Annotated in this window: 18 protein-coding genes; 3 read left to right on the top strand and 15 right to left on the bottom strand. The window is 53.7% G+C overall.

Annotated features, from left to right (window positions below; translation table 11 throughout):
- Positions 1-160: 160 nt before the first annotated feature.
- Positions 161-874, top strand: coding sequence for a ribonuclease PH (gene rph / locus CWE12_RS09575; RefSeq protein WP_126789492.1), 714 nt, complete (start codon positions 161-163; stop codon positions 872-874).
- Positions 874-1,515, top strand: coding sequence for an orotate phosphoribosyltransferase (gene pyrE / locus CWE12_RS09570; RefSeq protein ID WP_126789491.1), 642 nt, complete (start codon positions 874-876; stop codon positions 1,513-1,515). The genes rph and pyrE overlap by 1 nt, the downstream gene beginning before the upstream one ends.
- Here pyrE and frdD read toward each other — a convergent pair.
- The 13 genes from frdD to glnA all read right to left on the bottom strand — a co-directional run bounded on the left by frdD (position 1,512) and on the right by glnA (position 15,433).
- Positions 1,512-1,877: a fumarate reductase subunit FrdD gene (gene frdD / locus CWE12_RS09565; RefSeq protein WP_126789490.1), complete on the bottom strand. Its 366-nt coding sequence runs from the start codon at positions 1,875-1,877 to the stop codon at positions 1,512-1,514. The genes pyrE and frdD overlap by 4 nt on opposite strands.
- A gap of 8 nt (positions 1,878-1,885) precedes the next feature.
- Positions 1,886-2,272, bottom strand: a complete 387-nt coding sequence (locus CWE12_RS09560; RefSeq protein ID WP_126789489.1) for a fumarate reductase subunit C — start codon at positions 2,270-2,272, stop codon at positions 1,886-1,888.
- Entirely contained in the window at positions 2,269-3,012 is a 744-nt protein-coding gene (locus tag CWE12_RS09555) for a succinate dehydrogenase/fumarate reductase iron-sulfur subunit (RefSeq protein ID WP_126789488.1), read from the bottom strand. The genes CWE12_RS09560 and CWE12_RS09555 overlap by 4 nt, the downstream gene beginning before the upstream one ends.
- Entirely contained in the window at positions 3,005-4,822 is a 1,818-nt protein-coding gene (frdA, locus tag CWE12_RS09550) for a fumarate reductase (quinol) flavoprotein subunit (protein WP_126789487.1), read from the bottom strand. Before frdA ends, CWE12_RS09555 begins: the two co-directional genes overlap by 8 nt.
- 11 nt (positions 4,823-4,833) lie before the next feature.
- On the bottom strand, positions 4,834-5,721 hold the full coding sequence (locus CWE12_RS09545; RefSeq protein WP_126789486.1) for a prenyltransferase: 888 nt from the start codon (positions 5,719-5,721) through the stop codon (positions 4,834-4,836).
- Positions 5,722-5,829: 108 nt separating this feature from the next.
- Positions 5,830-7,509 carry a type 1 glutamine amidotransferase family protein gene (locus CWE12_RS09540; protein ID WP_126789485.1) on the bottom strand — a complete coding sequence of 560 codons (1,680 nt, stop codon included), beginning with the start codon at positions 7,507-7,509 and terminating at the stop codon, positions 5,830-5,832.
- Between the two features lie 88 nt (positions 7,510-7,597).
- Complete coding sequence (locus CWE12_RS09535) at positions 7,598-8,062, bottom strand: tRNA (cytidine(34)-2'-O)-methyltransferase (protein ID WP_126789484.1); 465 nt, start codon at positions 8,060-8,062, stop codon at positions 7,598-7,600.
- Positions 8,063-8,091: 29 nt separating this feature from the next.
- Positions 8,092-9,192, bottom strand: coding sequence for an alpha/beta fold hydrolase (locus tag CWE12_RS09530; RefSeq protein WP_126789483.1), 1,101 nt, complete (start codon positions 9,190-9,192; stop codon positions 8,092-8,094).
- A gap of 37 nt (positions 9,193-9,229) precedes the next feature.
- On the bottom strand, positions 9,230-10,594 hold the full coding sequence (locus tag CWE12_RS09525) for a sensor histidine kinase (RefSeq protein ID WP_126789482.1): 1,365 nt from the start codon (positions 10,592-10,594) through the stop codon (positions 9,230-9,232).
- Positions 10,594-11,277, bottom strand: a complete 684-nt coding sequence (locus CWE12_RS09520; RefSeq protein ID WP_198675729.1) for a response regulator transcription factor — start codon at positions 11,275-11,277, stop codon at positions 10,594-10,596. The genes CWE12_RS09525 and CWE12_RS09520 overlap by 1 nt, the downstream gene beginning before the upstream one ends.
- A gap of 102 nt (positions 11,278-11,379) precedes the next feature.
- The gene (gene ntrC / locus CWE12_RS09515) at positions 11,380-12,777 is read right to left on the bottom strand and encodes a nitrogen regulation protein NR(I) (RefSeq protein ID WP_126789480.1); all 1,398 of its coding nucleotides are present in this window, start codon (positions 12,775-12,777) and stop codon (positions 11,380-11,382) included.
- Positions 12,774-13,883 (bottom strand): nitrogen regulation protein NR(II), encoded by a 1,110-nt coding sequence (gene glnL / locus CWE12_RS09510; RefSeq protein ID WP_126789479.1) that lies wholly within the window; start codon positions 13,881-13,883, stop codon positions 12,774-12,776. The genes ntrC and glnL overlap by 4 nt, the downstream gene beginning before the upstream one ends.
- Positions 13,884-14,023: 140 nt before the next feature.
- A complete protein-coding gene (glnA, locus tag CWE12_RS09505) occupies positions 14,024-15,433 on the bottom strand; it encodes a glutamate--ammonia ligase (protein WP_126789478.1) in 1,410 nt (469 codons plus the stop codon).
- 336 nt (positions 15,434-15,769) lie between these two features.
- Here glnA and typA point away from each other — a divergent pair, with 336 nt between their 5' ends.
- Positions 15,770-17,611 (top strand): translational GTPase TypA, encoded by a 1,842-nt coding sequence (gene typA, locus CWE12_RS09500; RefSeq protein WP_126789477.1) that lies wholly within the window; start codon positions 15,770-15,772, stop codon positions 17,609-17,611.
- 90 nt (positions 17,612-17,701) lie between these two features.
- Here typA and trhA read toward each other — a convergent pair whose 3' ends face one another.
- The gene (gene trhA / locus CWE12_RS09495) at positions 17,702-18,349 is read right to left on the bottom strand and encodes a PAQR family membrane homeostasis protein TrhA (protein WP_126789476.1); all 648 of its coding nucleotides are present in this window, start codon (positions 18,347-18,349) and stop codon (positions 17,702-17,704) included.
- Between the two features lie 81 nt (positions 18,350-18,430).
- Positions 18,431-18,691 (bottom strand): DUF3081 family protein, encoded by a 261-nt coding sequence (locus CWE12_RS09490; RefSeq protein WP_126789475.1) that lies wholly within the window; start codon positions 18,689-18,691, stop codon positions 18,431-18,433.
- Between the last annotated feature and the right edge of the window lie 21 nt (positions 18,692-18,712).

The raw sequence follows: 18,712 nt of genomic DNA, 5'->3' as shown, positions 1-18,712 counted from the left end.
CTTATGGCCACACTCGATTGGTTTGGGTGGCCGTAATGGGCTAAGTATACCTGCGTCAGGCGGGCAAAAACAGCAGTGGCATGGCGCTTGCTGGCCAAAATGCCTATAATGGGCGCGTTTTCGACCCCTATTCCACTTATCATCTGCAACGAGGTATCTTATGCGCCCTGACGGCCGTACAGCTCAACAAATTCGCCCGGTAACTATTACCCGCAACTACACTCGTCACGCAGAAGGCAGCGTGCTGATTGAGTTTGGCGACACCAAAGTACTCTGCAACGCTACCGTTGAAACCGGCGTACCACGTTTCTTAAAAGGCAAAGGCCAGGGCTGGATAACGGCCGAGTACGGCATGCTGCCACGCGCCACCCATACCCGCTCCGGCCGTGAAGCCAGCCGCGGTAAGCAAGGCGGTCGCACCCTTGAAATTCAACGTCTGATTGGCCGCTCACTGCGCGCCGCGGTCGACTTAAGCGCCCTTGGCGAGCACACCATCACAGTTGACTGTGACGTCATTCAGGCCGATGGCGGCACCCGCACTGCTTCCATTACTGGTGCCTGCGTGGCCCTGGTCGATGCGCTGAACCATATGCGCAACAAAGGTATGATTAAAGTGAACCCGCTGCAAACCATGGTCGCGGCGATTTCTGTCGGTATCTACAAAGGCGACGCTATATCTGACCTGCAGTATGAAGAAGACTCAGCGGCTGACACCGATATGAACGTGGTGATGACAGACACCGGCAAAATGATTGAAGTGCAGGGCACTGCAGAAGGTGAACCCTTCAGCATGGACGAGATGAATGCCATGATTGACCTGGCCCGCCACTCAATTCGTGAACTCAACGAGATCCAAAAAGAGGCGCTGAATTAATGAAAGACTATCAACGCGAGTTTATTGAATTTGCCTTAAGCAAAGGCGTGCTCAAATTCGGTGAGTTCACCTTGAAGTCTGGCCGCACCAGCCCGTACTTTTTCAATGCCGGGCTGTTTAATTCCGGCGCTGATTTAGCCCGTCTGGGCCGCTACTATTCGGCGGCCCTGCAGGACTCAGGTGTCGAGTTTGATGTCTTGTTTGGTCCCGCGTACAAAGGCATTCCTATCGCCAGTGCGACCGCAATCAGCCTGTTCGAGCACCACAACAAAGATGTCCCGTACTGCTTTAACCGCAAAGAAAAGAAAGACCACGGTGAAGGCGGTAACCTGGTGGGTGCGGACTTGAAAGGGCGGATTATGCTGGTGGATGACGTAATTACCGCCGGTACCGCGATTCGTGAGTCAATGGACATTGTGCAAGCCAACGGCGCCAGCCTGGCTGGTGTGCTGATTGCTTTGGACCGACAGGAAAAAGGCAAAGGCGAGCTGAGTGCGATTCAGGAAGTGGAGCGTGACTACAAGGCGAAAGTAATTGCCATTGTTACGCTTGGCGACCTGATTACCTACCTCAGCGAGCAGCCTGGTCAGGACGAAAACCTGGCGAAAGTCAGCGCTTACCGCGAGCAATACGGCATTTAGCCTGGCAGCATAAACCAGGCCCAGATGGCAACGAAGCTAACCACAGCGGCGGTGCCACAACAAATGAAGGCGGTGGTGCTGCCACCGCCTAATTTGAAATCATGAAACGCGTGACGAATGCGGTGCGCTGCATGAAACGCCGGTAAAAAAATCACCGCGCCGGTAAAAACCAGGCCCCACAGACTGCTGTAATACCCCTGCAACTGAGCCAGGCTGATGTCGATAATGCCAAGCGGCCATAACACCCCAAATATCAGCGCTACCGCCGGCACGAAAACGGCAAAGCAAACGCCCCCGGCACTAAATAACAGCCACCACAGCGGTTCAAAATGCAGGCCCTGGCGACGGGACGGTTTCGGCATATGGTTACTCACGACTGGCCTCCGAAGGCGAACAGCCAGATAAACAGCGCCACGACCAGCCACACCGCGCCCCACTGGGCGAGTACCAGATAGCGTGCCGGTAGTTGATAATTACCCACACGGATCGGCATCACCCGCGGAAATAACACGAAGAAGGTGGCTGCATGATAGAGGCTGGTCGTCAGCGCCAGGGTATGGACCAGGATCACCAGCGGATTGCTCATAAAAGCCTGCCAGTGTTGAAAGCGCTCTGGGTCCTGCAAACTGAATGCTCCGGCGAGCAGCGAGCAAAGCAAAAACGCCAGCGGTATTACAGTCGCTTCGCGCAGCATGTAGGCTTTAAAGAAACGATGCTTTAGCCACCAGCTACCCGTTAATTGCGGTTTGTAGCTCATTGCCCGGCGCCTCCAATGGCACGTCCGCTAAACAGCTGAATTAGCATGCTCTTCGCCGACTCTACTTTGCCCTGGTTTACCGCGGCAGCGGGATCGACCCCTTTCGGGCAGACCTCCGAGCAAAAACCAACGAAGGTACAGCTCCACACCCCATTTTTGCTGTTCAATGGCGCCATACGCTGGGCTTTGCCGCTGTCACGACTGTCGAGGTTATAACGGTGAGCCAGCGCAATCGCGGCGGGGCCGGTGAATTCGGGGTTTAAGCCAAACTGCGGACAGGCGGCATAACACAGACCGCAATTGATGCAATTGGCAAACTGCTGATAACGTGCCATTTGCGCCGGGGTTTGCCGGTTCGGTTGAGAACTGTCTGCTGCGTTCTTACCCTCAATCAGATATGGCTTAACCGCTTCGAGGTGCCGCAGAAAGCTGTCCATATTCACCACCAGGTCGCGCTCAACGGGCAAGTGCGCCAGCGGTTCAATGATAAGATCATTGGGGTAATTACGCAGGAAGTCCTTACAGCCCAGCTTAGGTATGCCATTCACCATCACCCCGCAGGAACCGCAAATCGCCATCCGGCACGACCAGCGAAAACTCAGCGTGGGGTCGAGGGATTCCTTAATGTAATTAAGCGCATCCAATACCGAGGTGCTGTCAGTTACCGGCACCTGAAAGCTTTGCAGAAAAGGCTGCGGCGACTCTTCCGGCAAATAGCGCAAGACCTGTATGCTACGCATGCTGACCTCCGTCGCTTCCCTCAGCACCACTTCCTTTCAAACCACTTCCTTTCGAACCATAGTGCCGCTCCCCCGGCGCCGACAAATGGGTATCGACATCCTGCCACTCGAGGCGGGCAGGCGCTGCTCCCTGATAAAACACCTGCGAATGCTTTAAATACTGCTGGTCATTACGTTGCTGGCAGCTGTCGTCCAGCCGCTGATGCGCACCACGCGATTCACGCCGTTGCAATGCCGCCAGGCAGGTGGCTTCTGCCACATCCAGTGAGCAGCCAAGCTCAAGGCAATGCAGCAGATCGGTGTTGTAAATTTGACTCTGATCCCCCAGCTGGACCCGCTCATAGCGTTCGCGCAAACCGCGTATGCTCTGCAATGCCTGAGTTAAGCCCGCTTCGTCACGGTAAATGCCACAACCCTCTTCCATCACCTTAAGCAACTCTGCTTTTAGCTCCGGCCAGCGTGGACGGCCGGGTTCACCGCCACGCATCATCGACTCAAGACGCTCCTGCCACTGGCTACCGAGCTGACGAATGCTCTCAGCGCCGTCCTTGCATGGACTATCACCGAGTGCCCGCTGCATGGCCTTCTTGCCAGCAAGATGGCCGAACACCAGGAGTTCAGTTAACGAGTTGGAGCCCAGCCTATTGGCACCGTGTAACCCGACGGAGGCGCACTCACCGGCGGCAAACAGGCCACGAATACTGGTTTCACAGTCGGCGTTGGTTTCAATGCCACCCATGGTGTAATGCACTGCCGGGCGGATCGGTATCGGTGATTTGGCGGGATCGACATTGACGTAGGCCTTGGCCAACTCGCAAATAAAAGGCAGGCGTTCCTGCAAATACGCCTCTCCGAGGTGGCGCAGATCAAGATAAACTACATCACTGTCACCATGCTTGCCGGTACGCCCGGCCTGCTGTTCGTGCCAGAACGCCTGCGACAGCTTGTCGCGCGGACCCAGTTCCATGTACTTGTTTTGAGGTTCACCCAGCGGCGTTTCCGGGCCTAAGCCGTAGTCCTGCAGATAACGATAGCCATCTTTATTGGTCAGCACGCCGCCTTCGCCACGGCTGGCTTCGGTGATCAGGATGCCTGAGCCGGGCAGGCCGGTTGGGTGGTATTGCACAAACTCCATATCGCGCAACGCCACCCCGCGGCGATAGGCGATGGCCATACCATCGCCGGTAACAATGCCGCCATTGGTGTTAAAACGAAACAGCCGCCCAGCACCGCCAGTCGCCATGATCACTGACTTAGCCCGCAGTAAATGCAATTCGCCGCTGCTTATCTCGAGGGCAATCACGCCACAGGCCTGATTATCTTCAACCAGTAAGTCGAGTACAAAATACTCATCGAAGCGCTGGATCTGCGGGTATTTCAGGGACGTCTGATAAAGGGTGTGGAGCATATGAAAGCCGGTTTTATCGGCGGCAAACCAGGTGCGTTCGGTCTTCATTCCGCCAAAGCGCCGCACCTGCACGTCGCCGCTGGCCTGACGGCTCCAGGGACAACCCCAGCGTTCCATTTGCACCAGTTCAGCGTGGGCATGGCGGACAAAATAGTCAACTACACCCTGCTCAGCCAACCAGTCACCACCGGCAACGGTGTCGTCAAAGTGCGATTGCAGGCTGTCATCGCCACGGGTAACTGCCGCTGCGCCGCCTTCCGCGGCCACCGTGTGTGAGCGCATGGGGTAGACTTTTGAAACCAGCCCCACCGCATTGCCGCCAGTCTCGGCTGCCGCAATTGCAGCTCGCAACCCGGCGCCTCCGCCTCCAACCACTACCACATCGAAAGTATGTACTTGCATTGTTTGTGTCCTTAGCGGTCAACCAACAAGCCTACGGTGATCAACAGCGGGTACAAATGGACGAACGCGACATTCAGCCCCAGCAGCCTGACATGCTCAGGAATATGCAATGCATAGCGCAACACGCCGCGTGTCAGCGGAACTAACAACACCAGGCTGCACAGGCCAAGTAAACTCCAGACCGGCAACCAGCCAAACCCCACTGCCAATGGCAACAGAGCGACTGCCAGCCAGTGGAAGACTGCAAATACTCGTGCGCTTATGCGACGGCCCGCAACAATGGGTAAATGGCGGCGACCTACACTGGCGTCTGCTTCAATATCCGGAAACTGATTCAGCAGCAACAGGTTGCTAACCAGCAACGTCATCATAGTAGCCAGAGTCCAGGCACCAGCGCTTAGCGTCGCGCTAAATACCCAGATAGCACCCAGCGTCATCAGTAAGCCGAACCCTATTCCGGGCGCCAGCAGGCAGGCCAGTGGTGAACGATTCAGATACTGAGTATAGGCGTAAATAATTAGCACGCCGGGGAGACCTATCAGCAGCAGTGCGGCACCATGCTGCCAGACCAGATACAAGCCGCCAGCGCTTACCAGCAGCAGCGCAGTCACGGCGATTAATAGCGCAGCGGATGCCAGATGGGGGGCAACCACCAGGGTGCCACTACCACCACTAAAGGGGGTCGGCCTGGTTTTGAAATCCAGTCCGGATTTGAAGTCGAAGTATTCATTGAAGGCGTTAACACTGACATGGGCCGCCAGCCCGATCACAACTACCAGAATGGCGTCCCACAGGGATATAAGGCTGCCTTGTTGCAGGCTAAAAGCCAGCGCAAGGGCAATACAGACCAGTGTCAGGGTTAAAAACCCCGGTCGTGCGACGGCGAAAACTCGATGCATAGTTAGACTTGATGGTTATTTAAACACCCCTCAAGTCTAACCCATCAAGGTAAGGCGTCCATTGATGCAGAACATAGTTCGGACGCCATGCCCGACCAACTGCTGGCTTTACTCAGCCTGCCGCGCGACACCGAGGGTGCCATTGGTCACCTGGCAACGTCCTTCGGCACGCAGGGTTTCCGTCGCCTCGCTCACTTGCATCAGGAACACGAATTCGTCCTGCAGCAGTTCCATTTTCTGACGCCCTTCACATAACCGCGCGATGTTGTCGTAGACACCGGTGTCGTCAAGAAACCGAGTGGTTACTGACGAGGGCCGTGAGCCTTCCTGTTGCGCCAACTGCACATCTTCTACCTGGTTCTGGCGCAGAGCTCCGCTGCTCTGGTCACGCAAAAAGTGGAACGCACCGCCAACCATCTGCTGATTACCGGTTGCCTGCTCAACAAACAGCACGCCGTTGTCACCCTGCACTTCAAACTCACCGCTACGGGTGTCAACCAGCAGCGCCGTGGCGCGATCAATACCTGTGGCGAGTGGCGTCGCTGTATCAGCAGCGAGGCGTAACATGCGCGCCTGACGACCACGCTCCGACACTTCGGTATCGATTAAACCAAACGGATAGAAGGCTAAACCACCCATCGCGTGATAGGTCAGGCTGTTCGGGCTGACCCCGCGCGGGCAACTGTCATCCTGATTACAGCCCACCGATGGCGCTGGGCGTGACAGCGATCCTTCTTTCATCGCCTGACGACTGCTGCCATTGGTCACCATAATCGCCGATGACATGGCGCTGGCTGAATTGCCGGCAGCCGCAATGGTTAACTGGCCGCTGTTGAATTCATCCACCAGCGCATTAAGCAAATCGGTCGCATTGCCATTGCGGTTAAAGAACGCCTGGCGCAATAAGGTCTGATTGCCATCGGCAAAGAACACACCATCGGCTTCGGCGATAGCGTCCTGCCAGGCATCTTTGTTAGTGCAAAATGCCATTTGCTGTTGATGCAAGTCCGCGTGGACGCGGGCGCGGTCATAAGTGCCAAGAACGTCCCGACGCAGCGAATCAAGGCTGTCACAGGCGTCGTTTTGCTGCGCTTCAAGCACGCTGGCATCAATTGGTAACCACTTAACGGTGGCGCCCGCTGCGCTCAACGCGCGCTGATAGCTTTGTAAACTGCCCAAGGGGTCACGCTGCGCGGCAGTTACCACATAGACAACCGGCCCGCCGTCGCTGTCACTGTTGGCCGCAGTCAGTTCTACATAGCGGCGCAGCAAGTTTGCACTGGCATCTTTCGTTTCATCCAGGTTCACATGCTCGACCAGACCTTCTAAGGTCGGCAGTTCAAGGCCATCTAAAACCCGGTGAAATTCGTTTTCAGACATGCGACTCAGCATATCCAGGTGAGCACGCGAGCGAAAGCGCTCAACCAAACGCTTTTCATTGACGACACCATAGCCAAAATAATCCGCCAGCGTTTCCAACGCTTCGTTCAGCTCGGCACGCATTTCGTCGCGCTCTTCCGGCCAGACGGACTGACGCATGGTCTGACGACGGCGGACATCACTGAGGTTAAAAAGCCGCGCGGTGCGCATCTCATTGGCCTCGATCCAGTCAACTGACTCACAGGCGTCCTGATTCATGCTTGAACAGATCTGCGGAGCACTCCCCATTAGCATCAGGTTGTAGTTCGCGGTCTCTTCACTGGTACTGGCGTTGGCGAATCCTGCCACCAGCAGTAAGCTCGCAGTACAGACGATGTGGTTCGCCCATTGTTTAATTGAATTTGTCATTACTACCTCGTTTTTGCCTGTCTGTGGGACTCTGCCAGCGGCTGTCAGTTCCCTCTTTCGCTGCATTCGCAGGGCTGATGTGAGTTTCTTACAGCGCTCCGGCGAAACCCTGTTGACGCCAGGCTTCGTAACTAATAATCGAAACTGAATTGGCCAGATTAAGGCTTCTTGATGTGGCCTGCATTGGAATGCGGATACGCATCTCCGGCGCAAAGGCTTCACGCACCTCATCCGGCAAGCCCGCGGTTTCTGAGCCGAACAATAAAATATCGTCCGCCTGGTACGCAACGTCGCTGTAGTTACGGCTGCCTTTGGTGGTGCAGGCAAACATGCGGCGCCCCTGCATCGCTTCACTAAACGCGGCGAAATCCGGGTAGCGTTTTACATTCGCCAGGTCGTGGTAATCCAGACCGGCGCGGCGCAATTTTTTTTCTTCAAAATCAAAGCCCAGGGGTTCAATCAAATGCAGACTACAACCATTGTTCGCGCATAAGCGAATGATATTTCCGCAATTGGCTGGCATCACCGGGTTATGAAGGGCAATGTGAAACATTAAAAGTATACCTTGTTTTAGGGTTCGGGTCAGACGCGCCGCTGTGCTCTTTTAGGTCGCCGTGGTGCTGAAAAGCTTTGTTCCAGTGGCTCTGCAAACTGATGCTCGCGCAAAAACTGCAGCGCCGTCGCCAGCGCTGGACCGCGAATGCTATCCGTTTCCATCAGAATTTCATGGTAACTGCCGTTGATCACCTCCAGCCGGGTCGCCGGGTGCGCTGACATCCCGACAAAGACCCGCTGAGGTTGCGGGCTGACGATGGGGTCCAGCTCAGCCTGCAGCACCAGCACCGGCACACGGATTAACCGCGCTGCCTCTGGCAACTCTGCCATTGCCTGCAGCGACTGCATCAGCCACTGCACGGTAGGACCACCCAATTGAATTTCTGCATGCTGCTGATACATAGCGCGAAACCAATTGTAACGGTTTTCGCTGTGGGTCAGTTCATTATCTGCGAAGGGCACGTCGGCATAGTCACGCATGCCGATGAAGTAACGTGGCCGATCACCAAACAGCTGCTTGTTGAACCAATGGCCAATGCGGATCAGCCAGTGGGCCACGCTTTGTGGCCAGGGCCGGGTATGCACGCCCATCATAGGGGCACTGAGTACCACACTACTAAAGGGGTGCGGGTAATGCGCCATGTACAGACAGGCTATCGCGCTCCCCATGGAGTGGGCCAGTAACTGGCAGCTTTGCTCGCCAATTCGCGGTTTTAGAGCCAGTATAAAGTCGGAAAAGTCGCGCACAAACTCGTCAAACTGAGTCACATGGCCATGCTGAGGGTGTTCACTTAAGCGGTCAGAAAAGCCTTGCCCACGATGGTCCAGTGTTGCCACCGAGTAGCCCTGGGCCGCCAATTCCAGCATTAGCTCTTGGTACTTTAAATAGGTTTCGATGCGGCCCGGCGAAATAATCATCCAACCCTTGCTCTGCGGATGTTCAAACACCGCGTAATGGAGCAAAACGTCATCCGCTGAGTACAGCGTTTCCACCACCACTTCCGACCAGAACTGGCTTAATACAGTGGCCGACCAATGCTGCCAGCCAGCGTCACTGTCTGCGGGCCGTGCATCCAGCCACTGCTGATACGGTGTTGATGGTGACGATGCGGACGCTGAATCGGTCATGGGCTCTCCCTGGCGGCAATCACGGAATTGGGGTGAATTAAGGCTTTAAGGGTAAACTTAAACGTACCTCAAGACCACCGTCAGGATGATTGCTCGCTTCCAGCTTGCCACTTAGCACCGCCGTGGCCCGTAAACACAACGCCAGGCCGAGGCCCACGCCAGCACCGTGGTGGCGCGACGGGTCAGCACGAAAGAAAGGCACAAATAGCTGATCCAGGGTCGCTTCATCCACCCCGGGGCCCTGATCATGAATGCTGAGTTGCAGATGATGTTTAGTAACGTCTGCGTCAATCAGCACTTTGCCGTCATCAGGACCATACTGAAACGCGTTGCGCACCAGGTTTTCAATAATCAGGCGCAGTAGGATCGGGTCTGTGGCTAGAGTCGGCAGCCCTTCATGGGGGTAGATAATACGGTTGCGATAGACGTCGTTTTCATAAATAAGGTCGCTTTCCAGCTCTTTTAACATCGCAGCTGGCGAGACGTCTTCCCGCTCCAGTTTGCTAATGCCGTTTTCAAGCCGCGATAACCATAAAATACTATCAATAATTCGCGATAAACGCAGAATATCCTTTTCCAGCATTTTCCAGTGCGTGGAACCGCGCAGCTCCGGAGTTTCGAGTAGATCCAGTGCCACTTGCAGCCGCGCCAGGGGTGAACGCAGTTCGTGCGAGACATCACTGAGCAGACGTCGTTGTGCATCACGCGAGGTGGCCAGCTCAACCGCGGTGGTGCGTAATGTTCGCGCCAGTTCACCCAGTTCGTCACGGCGCCGGGGCAACCGTGCCAGGTTCGGGTTGGCACTGCCCGCTGCAATTTCTCGTGTGGCCGTGCGCAACCGGCGTAAGGGGCGCACAAACCATATCCCGAGGATCAGCGCCCCTATGCCGCTCATGGCGACAGCCATCCACAGCAAGTTTGGCAGTAAGTCCTGATTATCCCGCGCTGCCAGCTCGGCAACTTCTTCACCCGTCATTGGGCGGCTGATAATCAGACGTGCCTCGCCCATAAAGAAAGGCCCGGCGACATATTGACCACGCACCGCTATCTGCAGCGGTTCGTTCTCTAAATCAATCAGACTGAGGGCCGCCCGCGCGACTGCCTGCGACAACCCCTGAGTCATTTCGAGACCGCCTTCGTCGCCCTCGTTTTTACGTGCAACGACACGGTACTCGCCCACCAGTAAGCGTCCCGGTTGCAGCAGGTTGTAGTTGTCGACTTCTTCAAGGATAGGGCGCAGGGTGCGCTCAAAATCAGTGCCCGCCGCTTCCGGTTGCGGCGGGCGGGTAAGGTAAAACGCAGACGTAAAGGCCGCTAAAGTAGCGGCCAGAAGTAAAAACCAGAAGAGTGCCAACAATCGCAAGGTCAGCGATTGATACCACCTCGTCGTATGATTTTTCATTAAGCCCGGTCTTCTACCCGATACCCCCGGCCCCGAACCGTCTGAATACGCTCGGGACGATTAGGCAGCTTCTTACGGATATTACTGATATGAACATCCAGCGAGCGGTCGAAGGGACCTAGTGCCCGGCCTAACGCAAGGTTGGAAAGGCTTTCTTTAGTCACCAGCTGACCATGGTGGGCGAGCAGGCAACGCAAAATATCAAACTCAGTCGGTGTCAGTTCAAGCGGTTTCTCGTCACAGCTGACTTCGGCCGCAACCGTATCCATGGAAAAACCAGAGAACACCAGCTTCTCGTCCACTGGCAATGTCTGATTACTGCGTGAACGGCGCAGTAGCGCTTTAATACGTGCTAATAGTTCACGCGGATAAAATGGTTTAGCCAGGTAGTCGTCAGCTCCCAATTCCAAACCAACAACCCGATCAACATCGTCACCACGGGCGGTGAGCATCAGGACATTGGTTTGGATTTGGCGCTCGCGCAACTTCTTCAGCAGTTGCAAGCCATCAATTTTCGGTAACATGATATCCAGCAAGATAAGATCGAACTTGCCTTCAGTCGCAATTTTTAAACCTGATTCGCCATCCTGAGCGGTGGTCAACTGCATTCCGTCCTTTGCCAGAAATTCAGTTAACATGGAGCCCAGGTCGACATCGTCATCAATTAACAATATATCTGCCACAACGGTATCCTTTTTAAAACCCTGCAGGTGCATTTCGATGAATGTCACCCTATCTAAATCGTCGAACTAAGCATAGCTCAATCAATCGATTTTACCGAAACTTTACGAATTCAGTTTGCGGCTCAAGGTGTTACGTCCCCAACCGAGAAGTTTAGCCGCTTTCTGCCGATGTCCGCCAGTTGATTTTAGAGCTATTTTAATCGCACTCGTGGTAAAGCGCTGCTCAAAGTCCTGGAAAGCCCCTTCTTTTCCATCATCAAAGGCCTCGGATAAGGCCTGCTCTAATGCTGACTGCCAGTCAGTTGTATGCTCCTGTTGCACATCGGTATCCAGATCCGGAGGCAGATCCTGCAACCGAATGTCATCGCCCGGTGCCATTACAGTGAGCCAGCGACAGGTGTTTTCCAGTTGTCGGACATTCCCCGGCCAGGGGGCGTTCTGCAACGCGATTGCCGCCTCCCGGGTTAAATTTTTTGGCCCGGTGCCAAGTTCTGACGCCGCCCGCTTCAGAAAGTGCCGCGCCAGCGTCGGAATATCTTCGCGCCGCTCCGAAAGGGTTGGTAAGCGGATATGGATAACGTTCAGACGGTGGTAAAGATCTTCGCGGAAGGTCCCTTGTTGCACGGCCTTACGCAGATCCTGGTGGGTCGCAGCAATAATTCGCACATCGACCTTAACCAACTGATGGCTGCCCACCGGATAGAACTGTCCCTCCGCCAAAACTCGTAGTAAACGAGTCTGAACCGCCAGCGGCATGTCACCAATTTCGTCCAGAAATAAGGTGCCACCATTGGCCTGCTGGAAGCGCCCCGAGCGTTTTTGCAAGGCGCCGGTAAAAGCGCCTTTTTCATGACCGAATAATTCAGACTCAATTAGTTCTGCCGGAATTGCCGCCATATTGAGGGCCACAAAAGGCTGGTCAGAGCGACTGCTATGTTTATGCAGCGCATGAGCGACTAGTTCTTTACCAGTGCCGGAGGCGCCGGTGAGCAAGACGCTGATACTGGAGCTCGCCAGCCGACCAATGGCGCGAAATACTTCCTGCATCGCAGGCGCTTCGCCGATAATTTCACTGACTTTGTCCTTCGCAAGCGCCTGAATCCGTTTTTGTGAGGGCTTCTGCTGCTTCTGCACGGCGCGCTCTGCAACCTGCAATACCTCAACTAAATCGAACGGTTTTGCCAGATACTCGAAGGCACCGCCTTTAAAGGCACTCACGGCGCTATCCAGATCCGAATGTGCCGTCATCACCAGCACCGGCACCTCCGGTGCCGACACCTTCAGTTGCGCCAATAACTCCATCCCATCGGTGCCAGGCATGCGTACATCCGTCAGTACCACGTCCGGGCCACTACCATCGCGTCGTGATTTTTCGCACGCAGCCAGCATCGAATCGGCCTCAGCAAACATTTTTACCTGCCAGTTGTTGTCGGCGAAGGCGCGCTCCAGCACCCAGCGCATTGACTCATCATCATCCACAATCCAGATTTGTTGGCTCATGCGTTGCTCTCCTGCATACCTTCGATGTGAGTGCTTTCTATGCGACTGTTTTCAGGATCCGTCGGCTGGGGATAGGGTAAGTAGATTAAAAATTCGGTGTGCCCCGGGCGACTCGACACTTCTATTTTGCCGGCGTGCTGATGAACCAGCGACTGTGCTATCGACAAGCCAAGTCCACTGCCTCCTTCACGCCCGCTCACCAGCGGGTAGAACAAGGTGTCTTTTAATTCAGCTGGCACTCCCGGCCCGGTATCCGTCACCGCCAGAAGCAAACACTGGCGATATCGTTTGCCATAGATAGTCTCCTGATGTGCTATGCGGGTTCGTACACTGACCTCACCTTGCGACCCGACGGCGTAGACCGCATTTTTAACAATGTTCAGCAGCACCTGTTCGATTTGATGCTCAACCACCGCGATGGGCGGTAAACTGGGATCGTAATCCTTGGTCAGCATCACCGCTTCAGGTTTGTCCAACTCCACCACCTGGATCACCTGTTCGATCAGTTGGTGGACATTGGTTTCCTCCCGTTGCCCCGGCTGGTTCGGCCCCAGCAAGCGGTCGACTAATTCCCGTAGTCGGTCCGACTGCTTGATAATCAGTGAGGTGTAGTCCTCCAGGCCCGGTTCTCTTAGCTTCAGACTCAACAACTGGGCGGCGCCGCGAATGCCCCCTAACGGGTTTTTGATTTCATGTGCCAACCCGCGGATGAGTTGCTGAGCGGCGGCCAGCTGGTGCTGTTGCACCTGCTCCTGATTCAGGCGCCGGATCAAATCGACCTGGCGCAGTTCCAGCAACTGACCGCCTGCACCATTGTCGAGCGTGCAGGGCGAAACCACTAACTCAACGGTCATTTGCTTGCCATCATGCAGCACCCAGACTACATCGGAATCAGACAGGCTTTGTTGATTTGCCATCGCATCATGGAGTAACTGGAATTCGAGACTGCTGTATCGTAACAGGCTCTCCAGTGGTGCTCCCTGCAAGCGTCGTGAACTACCCGCAAGCAACGACTCTGCCGCTGCGTTGGCAAACTGAATGTGGCCGCGACGGTCGAGAATAACCACTGCAGTTACCAGTTGTTCGAGGATAGGTTGCACAGGCATAACGGTCATTTATCCATTGATTCAGGTTGCACGGATTTAAGTGCACTATTTTGGTGCAAATTGCATTGGCAGGCAACACAGACAAAAAAACCGGCCGTACACGCGGGTGCAGGCCGGTTTTCTCTGTTACAGACTGGTAATTACAGGCTGTAGTACATATCAAACTCGACCGGATGAGTGGTTTTATTCAAGGTTTCCACTTCCTGCTGCTTAAGATCTACATACGCATCCAGCATGCTGTCGGTAAATACGCCACCCACAGTCAGGAACGAACGGTCTTTATCCAGTTCCTGCAATGCTTCTTCCAGCGACGTCGCTACCTTTGGAATTTCGGCGGCTTCTTCGGCTGGCAGGTCATACAGGTCTTTATCCATAGCATCGCCAGGGTGGATCTTGTTCTGGATCCCGTCGAGGCCCGCCATCATCAACGCAGCAAACGCCAGGTAAGGGTTTGCGGTTGGATCAGGGAAACGTGCTTCGATCCGGCGTCCTTTTGCATTTGGTACCACAGGGATACGAATCGATGCCGAACGGTTACGCGCGGAATAGGCCAGCATAACTGGTGCTTCATAGCCCGGGACCAGACGCTTGTACGAGTTGGTCGACGGGTTGGTAAACGCATTCAGTGCTTTGGCGTGCTTGATAATACCGCCAATGAAATACAGTGCCAGTTCAGACAACCCGCCGTACTTGTCACCGGCGAACAGGTTCTTACCGTCTTTGCCGAGCGACATATGCACGTGCATACCTGAACCGTTATCGCCTACGATAGGCTTTGGCATGAAGGTCGCTGTCTTGCCATATGCATGTGACACGTTGTGCACTACATACTTAAAGATTTGCATCTCATCGGCTTTCTTGGTCAGCGTGTTGAAGCGGGTCGCCACTTCGTTCTGTCCCGCTGTCGCTACTTCATGGTGATGCGCCTCAACCACAAGACCCATTTCTTCCATGGTTTCGCACATCAGGCTGCGAATATCATGCGACGAGTCGACCGGTGGTACCGGGAAATACCCGCCTTTAACGCCAGGACGGTGAGCCAGGTTGCCTTCAGCATAATCAGCACCTGAATTCCATTTCGCTTCTTCTGAGTCGATCTTATAGAATGAGCCGCTCATGTCGGTCTGGAAACGAACGTCATCGAAAATGAAAAACTCAGGCTCAGGACCAAACAACGCGGTGTCTGCCAGGCCGGTTGAGGCAAGATACTCTTCAGCACGCTTGGCGATAGAACGCGGGTCACGGTCGTAGCCCTGCATGGTGTCAGGCTCAAGAATATCGCAACGAACATTCAACGTCAGCGCGTCAGAAAACGGGTCTATGACCGCTGACTCTGGATCTGGCTTCAGCACCATGTCCGACTCGTTAATGCCTTTCCACCCGGAAATTGACGACCCGTCGAACATTTTACCTTCTTCAAAGAAGTCCTCGTCCACCAACGCGGCCGGGATAGTAACGTGTTGCTCTTTACCTTTGGTGTCAGTAAAGCGCAGATCTACGAATTTAATTTCCTGCTTTTCTATTTGCTTTAGAACGTCTTGAACGGACATGCCGATCCTCCAGGTGTTTATAAAAGTATTCTTTAAACAATTACTTAGCTTGGTGCATTAGCCTGACTAAAGCAATCCTCGCACCAACTTTAAGAATTCCTTAGAGAACAATAGCTTATTCAGAGAATAATGCCACATCTGTGATTCAAAACGGAGTGGATGCACCAAACAAAGCCAATCAATGCACCAATTTAGTGCGCATGTTTTCGTGGACTTTAGAAAATAATTTAGAGAAGTAGCGCGCTTACCTGTATAATCTGCGACCAGTTTTTCACCCGCTCGCCTGCTTAAGAACACCATTATGTTCTGACAGGGGCACAATGTAAGAAGTACTTTATGACCGATTTAGTAAACGGTAAAGAAATCAGTAAGTTACGTAACATCGCTATCATCGCCCACGTTGACCACGGCAAGACGACTTTGGTCGATAAGTTGCTCCAGCAGTCTGGTACTCTGGAAAGCCGTGGTGAATTAGTAGAGCGTATAATGGATTCAAATGACCTCGAAAAAGAGCGGGGCATCACCATTTTAGCTAAGAACACCGCCATTAACTGGCATGATTACCACATTAATATTCTCGACACCCCGGGTCACGCCGACTTTGGTGGTGAAGTAGAGCGCGTTCTGTCAATGGCAGACTCAGTCCTGCTGCTGGTCGACGCGGTTGACGGCCCAATGCCGCAAACGCGTTTTGTGACCCAAAAAGCGTTCTCGCACGGTCTTAAGCCGATCGTTGTCATCAACAAGGTTGACCGTCCGGGCGCACGTCCTGACTGGGTCGTCGACCAGGTATTTGATTTGTTTGATAACCTCGGTGCTACTGACGAACAGCTCGACTTCCCGATTGTATACGCATCAGCGTTACAGGGTTGGGCGTCAATGGAGCTGGAGAATCCAACTGAAGACATGACTCAGTTGTTCCAGGCGATTGTCGACAAGGTATCTCCACCAGCGGCAGATGCTGATGGTCCATTGCAAATGCAAATCTCGCAGCTTGATTACTCAAGCTACATGGGTGTTATCGGCATCGGCCGTGTAACCCGCGGCAGCATTAAGCTTAACCAGCAAGTGACTATTGTCAGCGCTGACGGCACCTCGCGTAACGGCAAGGTTGGTAAAGTATTTGGTTACCTGGGTCTTGACCGTATCGAGTCAGACGGTGCCGGTGCAGGCGACATTTGTGCTATTACCGGTCTCGGCGAACTGCGTATTTCTGATACCGTATGTGCGGTCGGTGAAGCTGAAGTGATGAAGCCACTGACGGTTGACGAGCCAACTGTGACCATGACGTTCCAGGTCAACACGTCACCATTTGCCGGTAAAGAAGGCAAGTATGTCACTTCACGTCAAATCCTCGAGCGTTTGCAACAGGAACTGAAGCACAACGTAGCCCTGCGTGTCGAAGAGACAGCAAACCCTGATAAATTCAAAGTATCAGGCCGTGGTGAACTTCACCTGGGTGTTCTGATTGAGAACATGCGTCGTGAAGGCTTCGAACTTGCGGTGTCACGTCCTGAAGTTATCGTCAAAGAAGAAGACGGCGTTAAACTTGAGCCTATCGAAAACCTGACTGTAGATATCGAAGATCAGCATCAGGGTTCGGTAATGGAAGCACTGGGTCTGCGTAAAGCTGAAATGACCAATATGCAACCAGACGGCAAAGGTCGTGTACGTATCGACTTCCAGGTACCAAGCCGTGGTTTGATCGGCTTCCAGACTGAGTTCATGAGCTTAACTTCAGGCACTGGTCTGGTTTACCACTCGTTCGATCATTATGGCCCGCACAAAGGTGGCCGTATCGGTCAGCGCGTTAACGGTGTACTGATTTCAAATGCTCAGGGTAAAGCACTGACGTATTCGTTGTTTAACCTGCAGGAACGTGGTCGCTTGTTCTCTGGTCACGGTGACGAAGTCTACGAAGGTCAGGTTATCGGTATTCATAACCGCGCTAACGACCTCACTGTAAACTGTCTGAAAGGTAAGCAGCTGACCAACGTACGTGCCTCTGGTACGGACGATGCGCAGGTCCTTAGCCCGCCAATCCGTTTGAGTCTTGAGCAGGCGCTTGAGTTCATCGACAACGATGAGCTGGTTGAAATTACGCCGCAGTCAATTCGTGTTCGCAAGAAGTTGCTGACCGAAAACGAGCGCAAGCGCGCTGGCCGCGAGAGTAAATAACCCGCAATAACTCGCTATAAAAACTAATGACCCGCCGTCAGCTGTATAACTGACGGCGGGTCATTTTTTTATGGGTGACGAAAACTTGGTTTATGCGTCGACCAGTATCACGCCAAAGAGCACAGCACAGTAGTGCAAGGCGCTTCCTGCCAGGACAAACAGATGCCAGACCGCATGGTGATATAACATCTGCTTGCGAACGTAAAAAATCACCCCCAGCGAATAACTTAAACCACCAGCAAGCAGGAACAACAGCCCCACCATAGGTACCATATCCAGCATGGGCTTGATTACCACCACCGCCATCCAGCCCAGCCCAAGATACAAGCTAAGTGATAACCACTTGATACGTTCTTTCTTTAACGTCTCCAGCAGAATACCCGCTATTGCAATCCCCCAGACCACACCAAACAGACTCCAGCCCCAGGGTCCGTGCAGACTGACCAGAGCAAAGGGGGTATAGGTGCCTGCGATCAGAACAAATATCATCGAGTGGTCAAGCAATTGGAAGAAACGCTTCGCTTTTGGGTGGGGAATGGCGTGATACAAGGTCGACGAACTGTACAGTAGTATCAGCGAGACGCCGTACACGATGCTGCTGATAAGATGCCAGTGATTGCCATACTCAAGGGAAAGCCAGATCAAAAACCCTAAGCCGACTGCACTTAAAATGACGCCAATGCCGTGTGAGACCGAGTGAGCGATTTCCTCGCCGATCGAATATTTAACCGAACTCATACTGCTTCCTTTTATTACCTGTTAATGCTGTTCACCAGATTGCCTGGCAAGGCTATCAAGTTTCAGCGTACAGGTGTTAGCTTAATTATATTCCTGATCGATGTATTTTAGTTTTTTTAGAAATAAATCGGCATCGCGCTGAGTGCTGTAATCCAGATTGTAGGTATTGTGAAAGCCAGTTTGCAGCTTGGTATTATGGCCTTCAAGATAGACCGTGTAGCCGTCATGGTCGGTAAACGCGGTAATACCTTCCAGCTGATGGCCAAGCTCGTTGCGTTGGCCATGTTCAACAATTTTCTCGTACACATTCAGAATCTGCCGCGTTTCCAGTTCGTTTTTCATACTCTGTTCCCCATCTGCTCT

This window comes from Aliidiomarina sedimenti (genome assembly GCF_003986955.1).
In the GTDB taxonomy this organism is placed as follows: Bacteria; Pseudomonadota; Gammaproteobacteria; order Enterobacterales; family Alteromonadaceae; genus Aliidiomarina; species Aliidiomarina sedimenti.
Note: the sequence above shows the minus strand (reverse complement) of the source record. Positions and strands in the feature narration are given on the sequence as shown.

Excerpts from the sequence above, each read along its gene's own strand:
- typA (WP_126789477.1), top strand. The coding sequence starts at position 15,770 with ATGACCGATTTAGTAAACGGTAAAGAAATCAGTAAGTTACGTAACATC.
- CWE12_RS09560 (WP_126789489.1), bottom strand. The coding sequence starts at position 2,272 with ATGAGCTACAAACCGCAATTAACGGGTAGCTGGTGGCTAAAGCATCGT.
- CWE12_RS09540 (WP_126789485.1), bottom strand. The coding sequence starts at position 7,509 with ATGACAAATTCAATTAAACAATGGGCGAACCACATCGTCTGTACTGCG.
- glnL (WP_126789479.1), bottom strand. The coding sequence starts at position 13,883 with ATGCCTGTGCAACCTATCCTCGAACAACTGGTAACTGCAGTGGTTATT.
- glnA (WP_126789478.1), bottom strand. The coding sequence starts at position 15,433 with ATGTCCGTTCAAGACGTTCTAAAGCAAATAGAAAAGCAGGAAATTAAA.
- CWE12_RS09490 (WP_126789475.1), bottom strand. The coding sequence starts at position 18,691 with ATGAAAAACGAACTGGAAACGCGGCAGATTCTGAATGTGTACGAGAAA.
- CWE12_RS09530 (WP_126789483.1), bottom strand. The coding sequence starts at position 9,192 with ATGACCGATTCAGCGTCCGCATCGTCACCATCAACACCGTATCAGCAG.
- ntrC (WP_126789480.1), bottom strand. The coding sequence starts at position 12,777 with ATGAGCCAACAAATCTGGATTGTGGATGATGATGAGTCAATGCGCTGG.
- pyrE (WP_126789491.1), top strand. The coding sequence starts at position 874 with ATGAAAGACTATCAACGCGAGTTTATTGAATTTGCCTTAAGCAAAGGC.
- CWE12_RS09525 (WP_126789482.1), bottom strand. The coding sequence starts at position 10,594 with ATGAAAAATCATACGACGAGGTGGTATCAATCGCTGACCTTGCGATTG.
- frdA (WP_126789487.1), bottom strand. The coding sequence starts at position 4,822 with ATGCAAGTACATACTTTCGATGTGGTAGTGGTTGGAGGCGGAGGCGCC.
- CWE12_RS09545 (WP_126789486.1), bottom strand. The coding sequence starts at position 5,721 with ATGCATCGAGTTTTCGCCGTCGCACGACCGGGGTTTTTAACCCTGACA.
- CWE12_RS09555 (WP_126789488.1), bottom strand. The coding sequence starts at position 3,012 with ATGCGTAGCATACAGGTCTTGCGCTATTTGCCGGAAGAGTCGCCGCAG.
- frdD (WP_126789490.1), bottom strand. The coding sequence starts at position 1,877 with ATGCCGAAACCGTCCCGTCGCCAGGGCCTGCATTTTGAACCGCTGTGG.
- rph (WP_126789492.1), top strand. The coding sequence starts at position 161 with ATGCGCCCTGACGGCCGTACAGCTCAACAAATTCGCCCGGTAACTATT.
- trhA (WP_126789476.1), bottom strand. The coding sequence starts at position 18,349 with ATGAGTTCGGTTAAATATTCGATCGGCGAGGAAATCGCTCACTCGGTC.
- CWE12_RS09535 (WP_126789484.1), bottom strand. The coding sequence starts at position 8,062 with ATGTTTCACATTGCCCTTCATAACCCGGTGATGCCAGCCAATTGCGGA.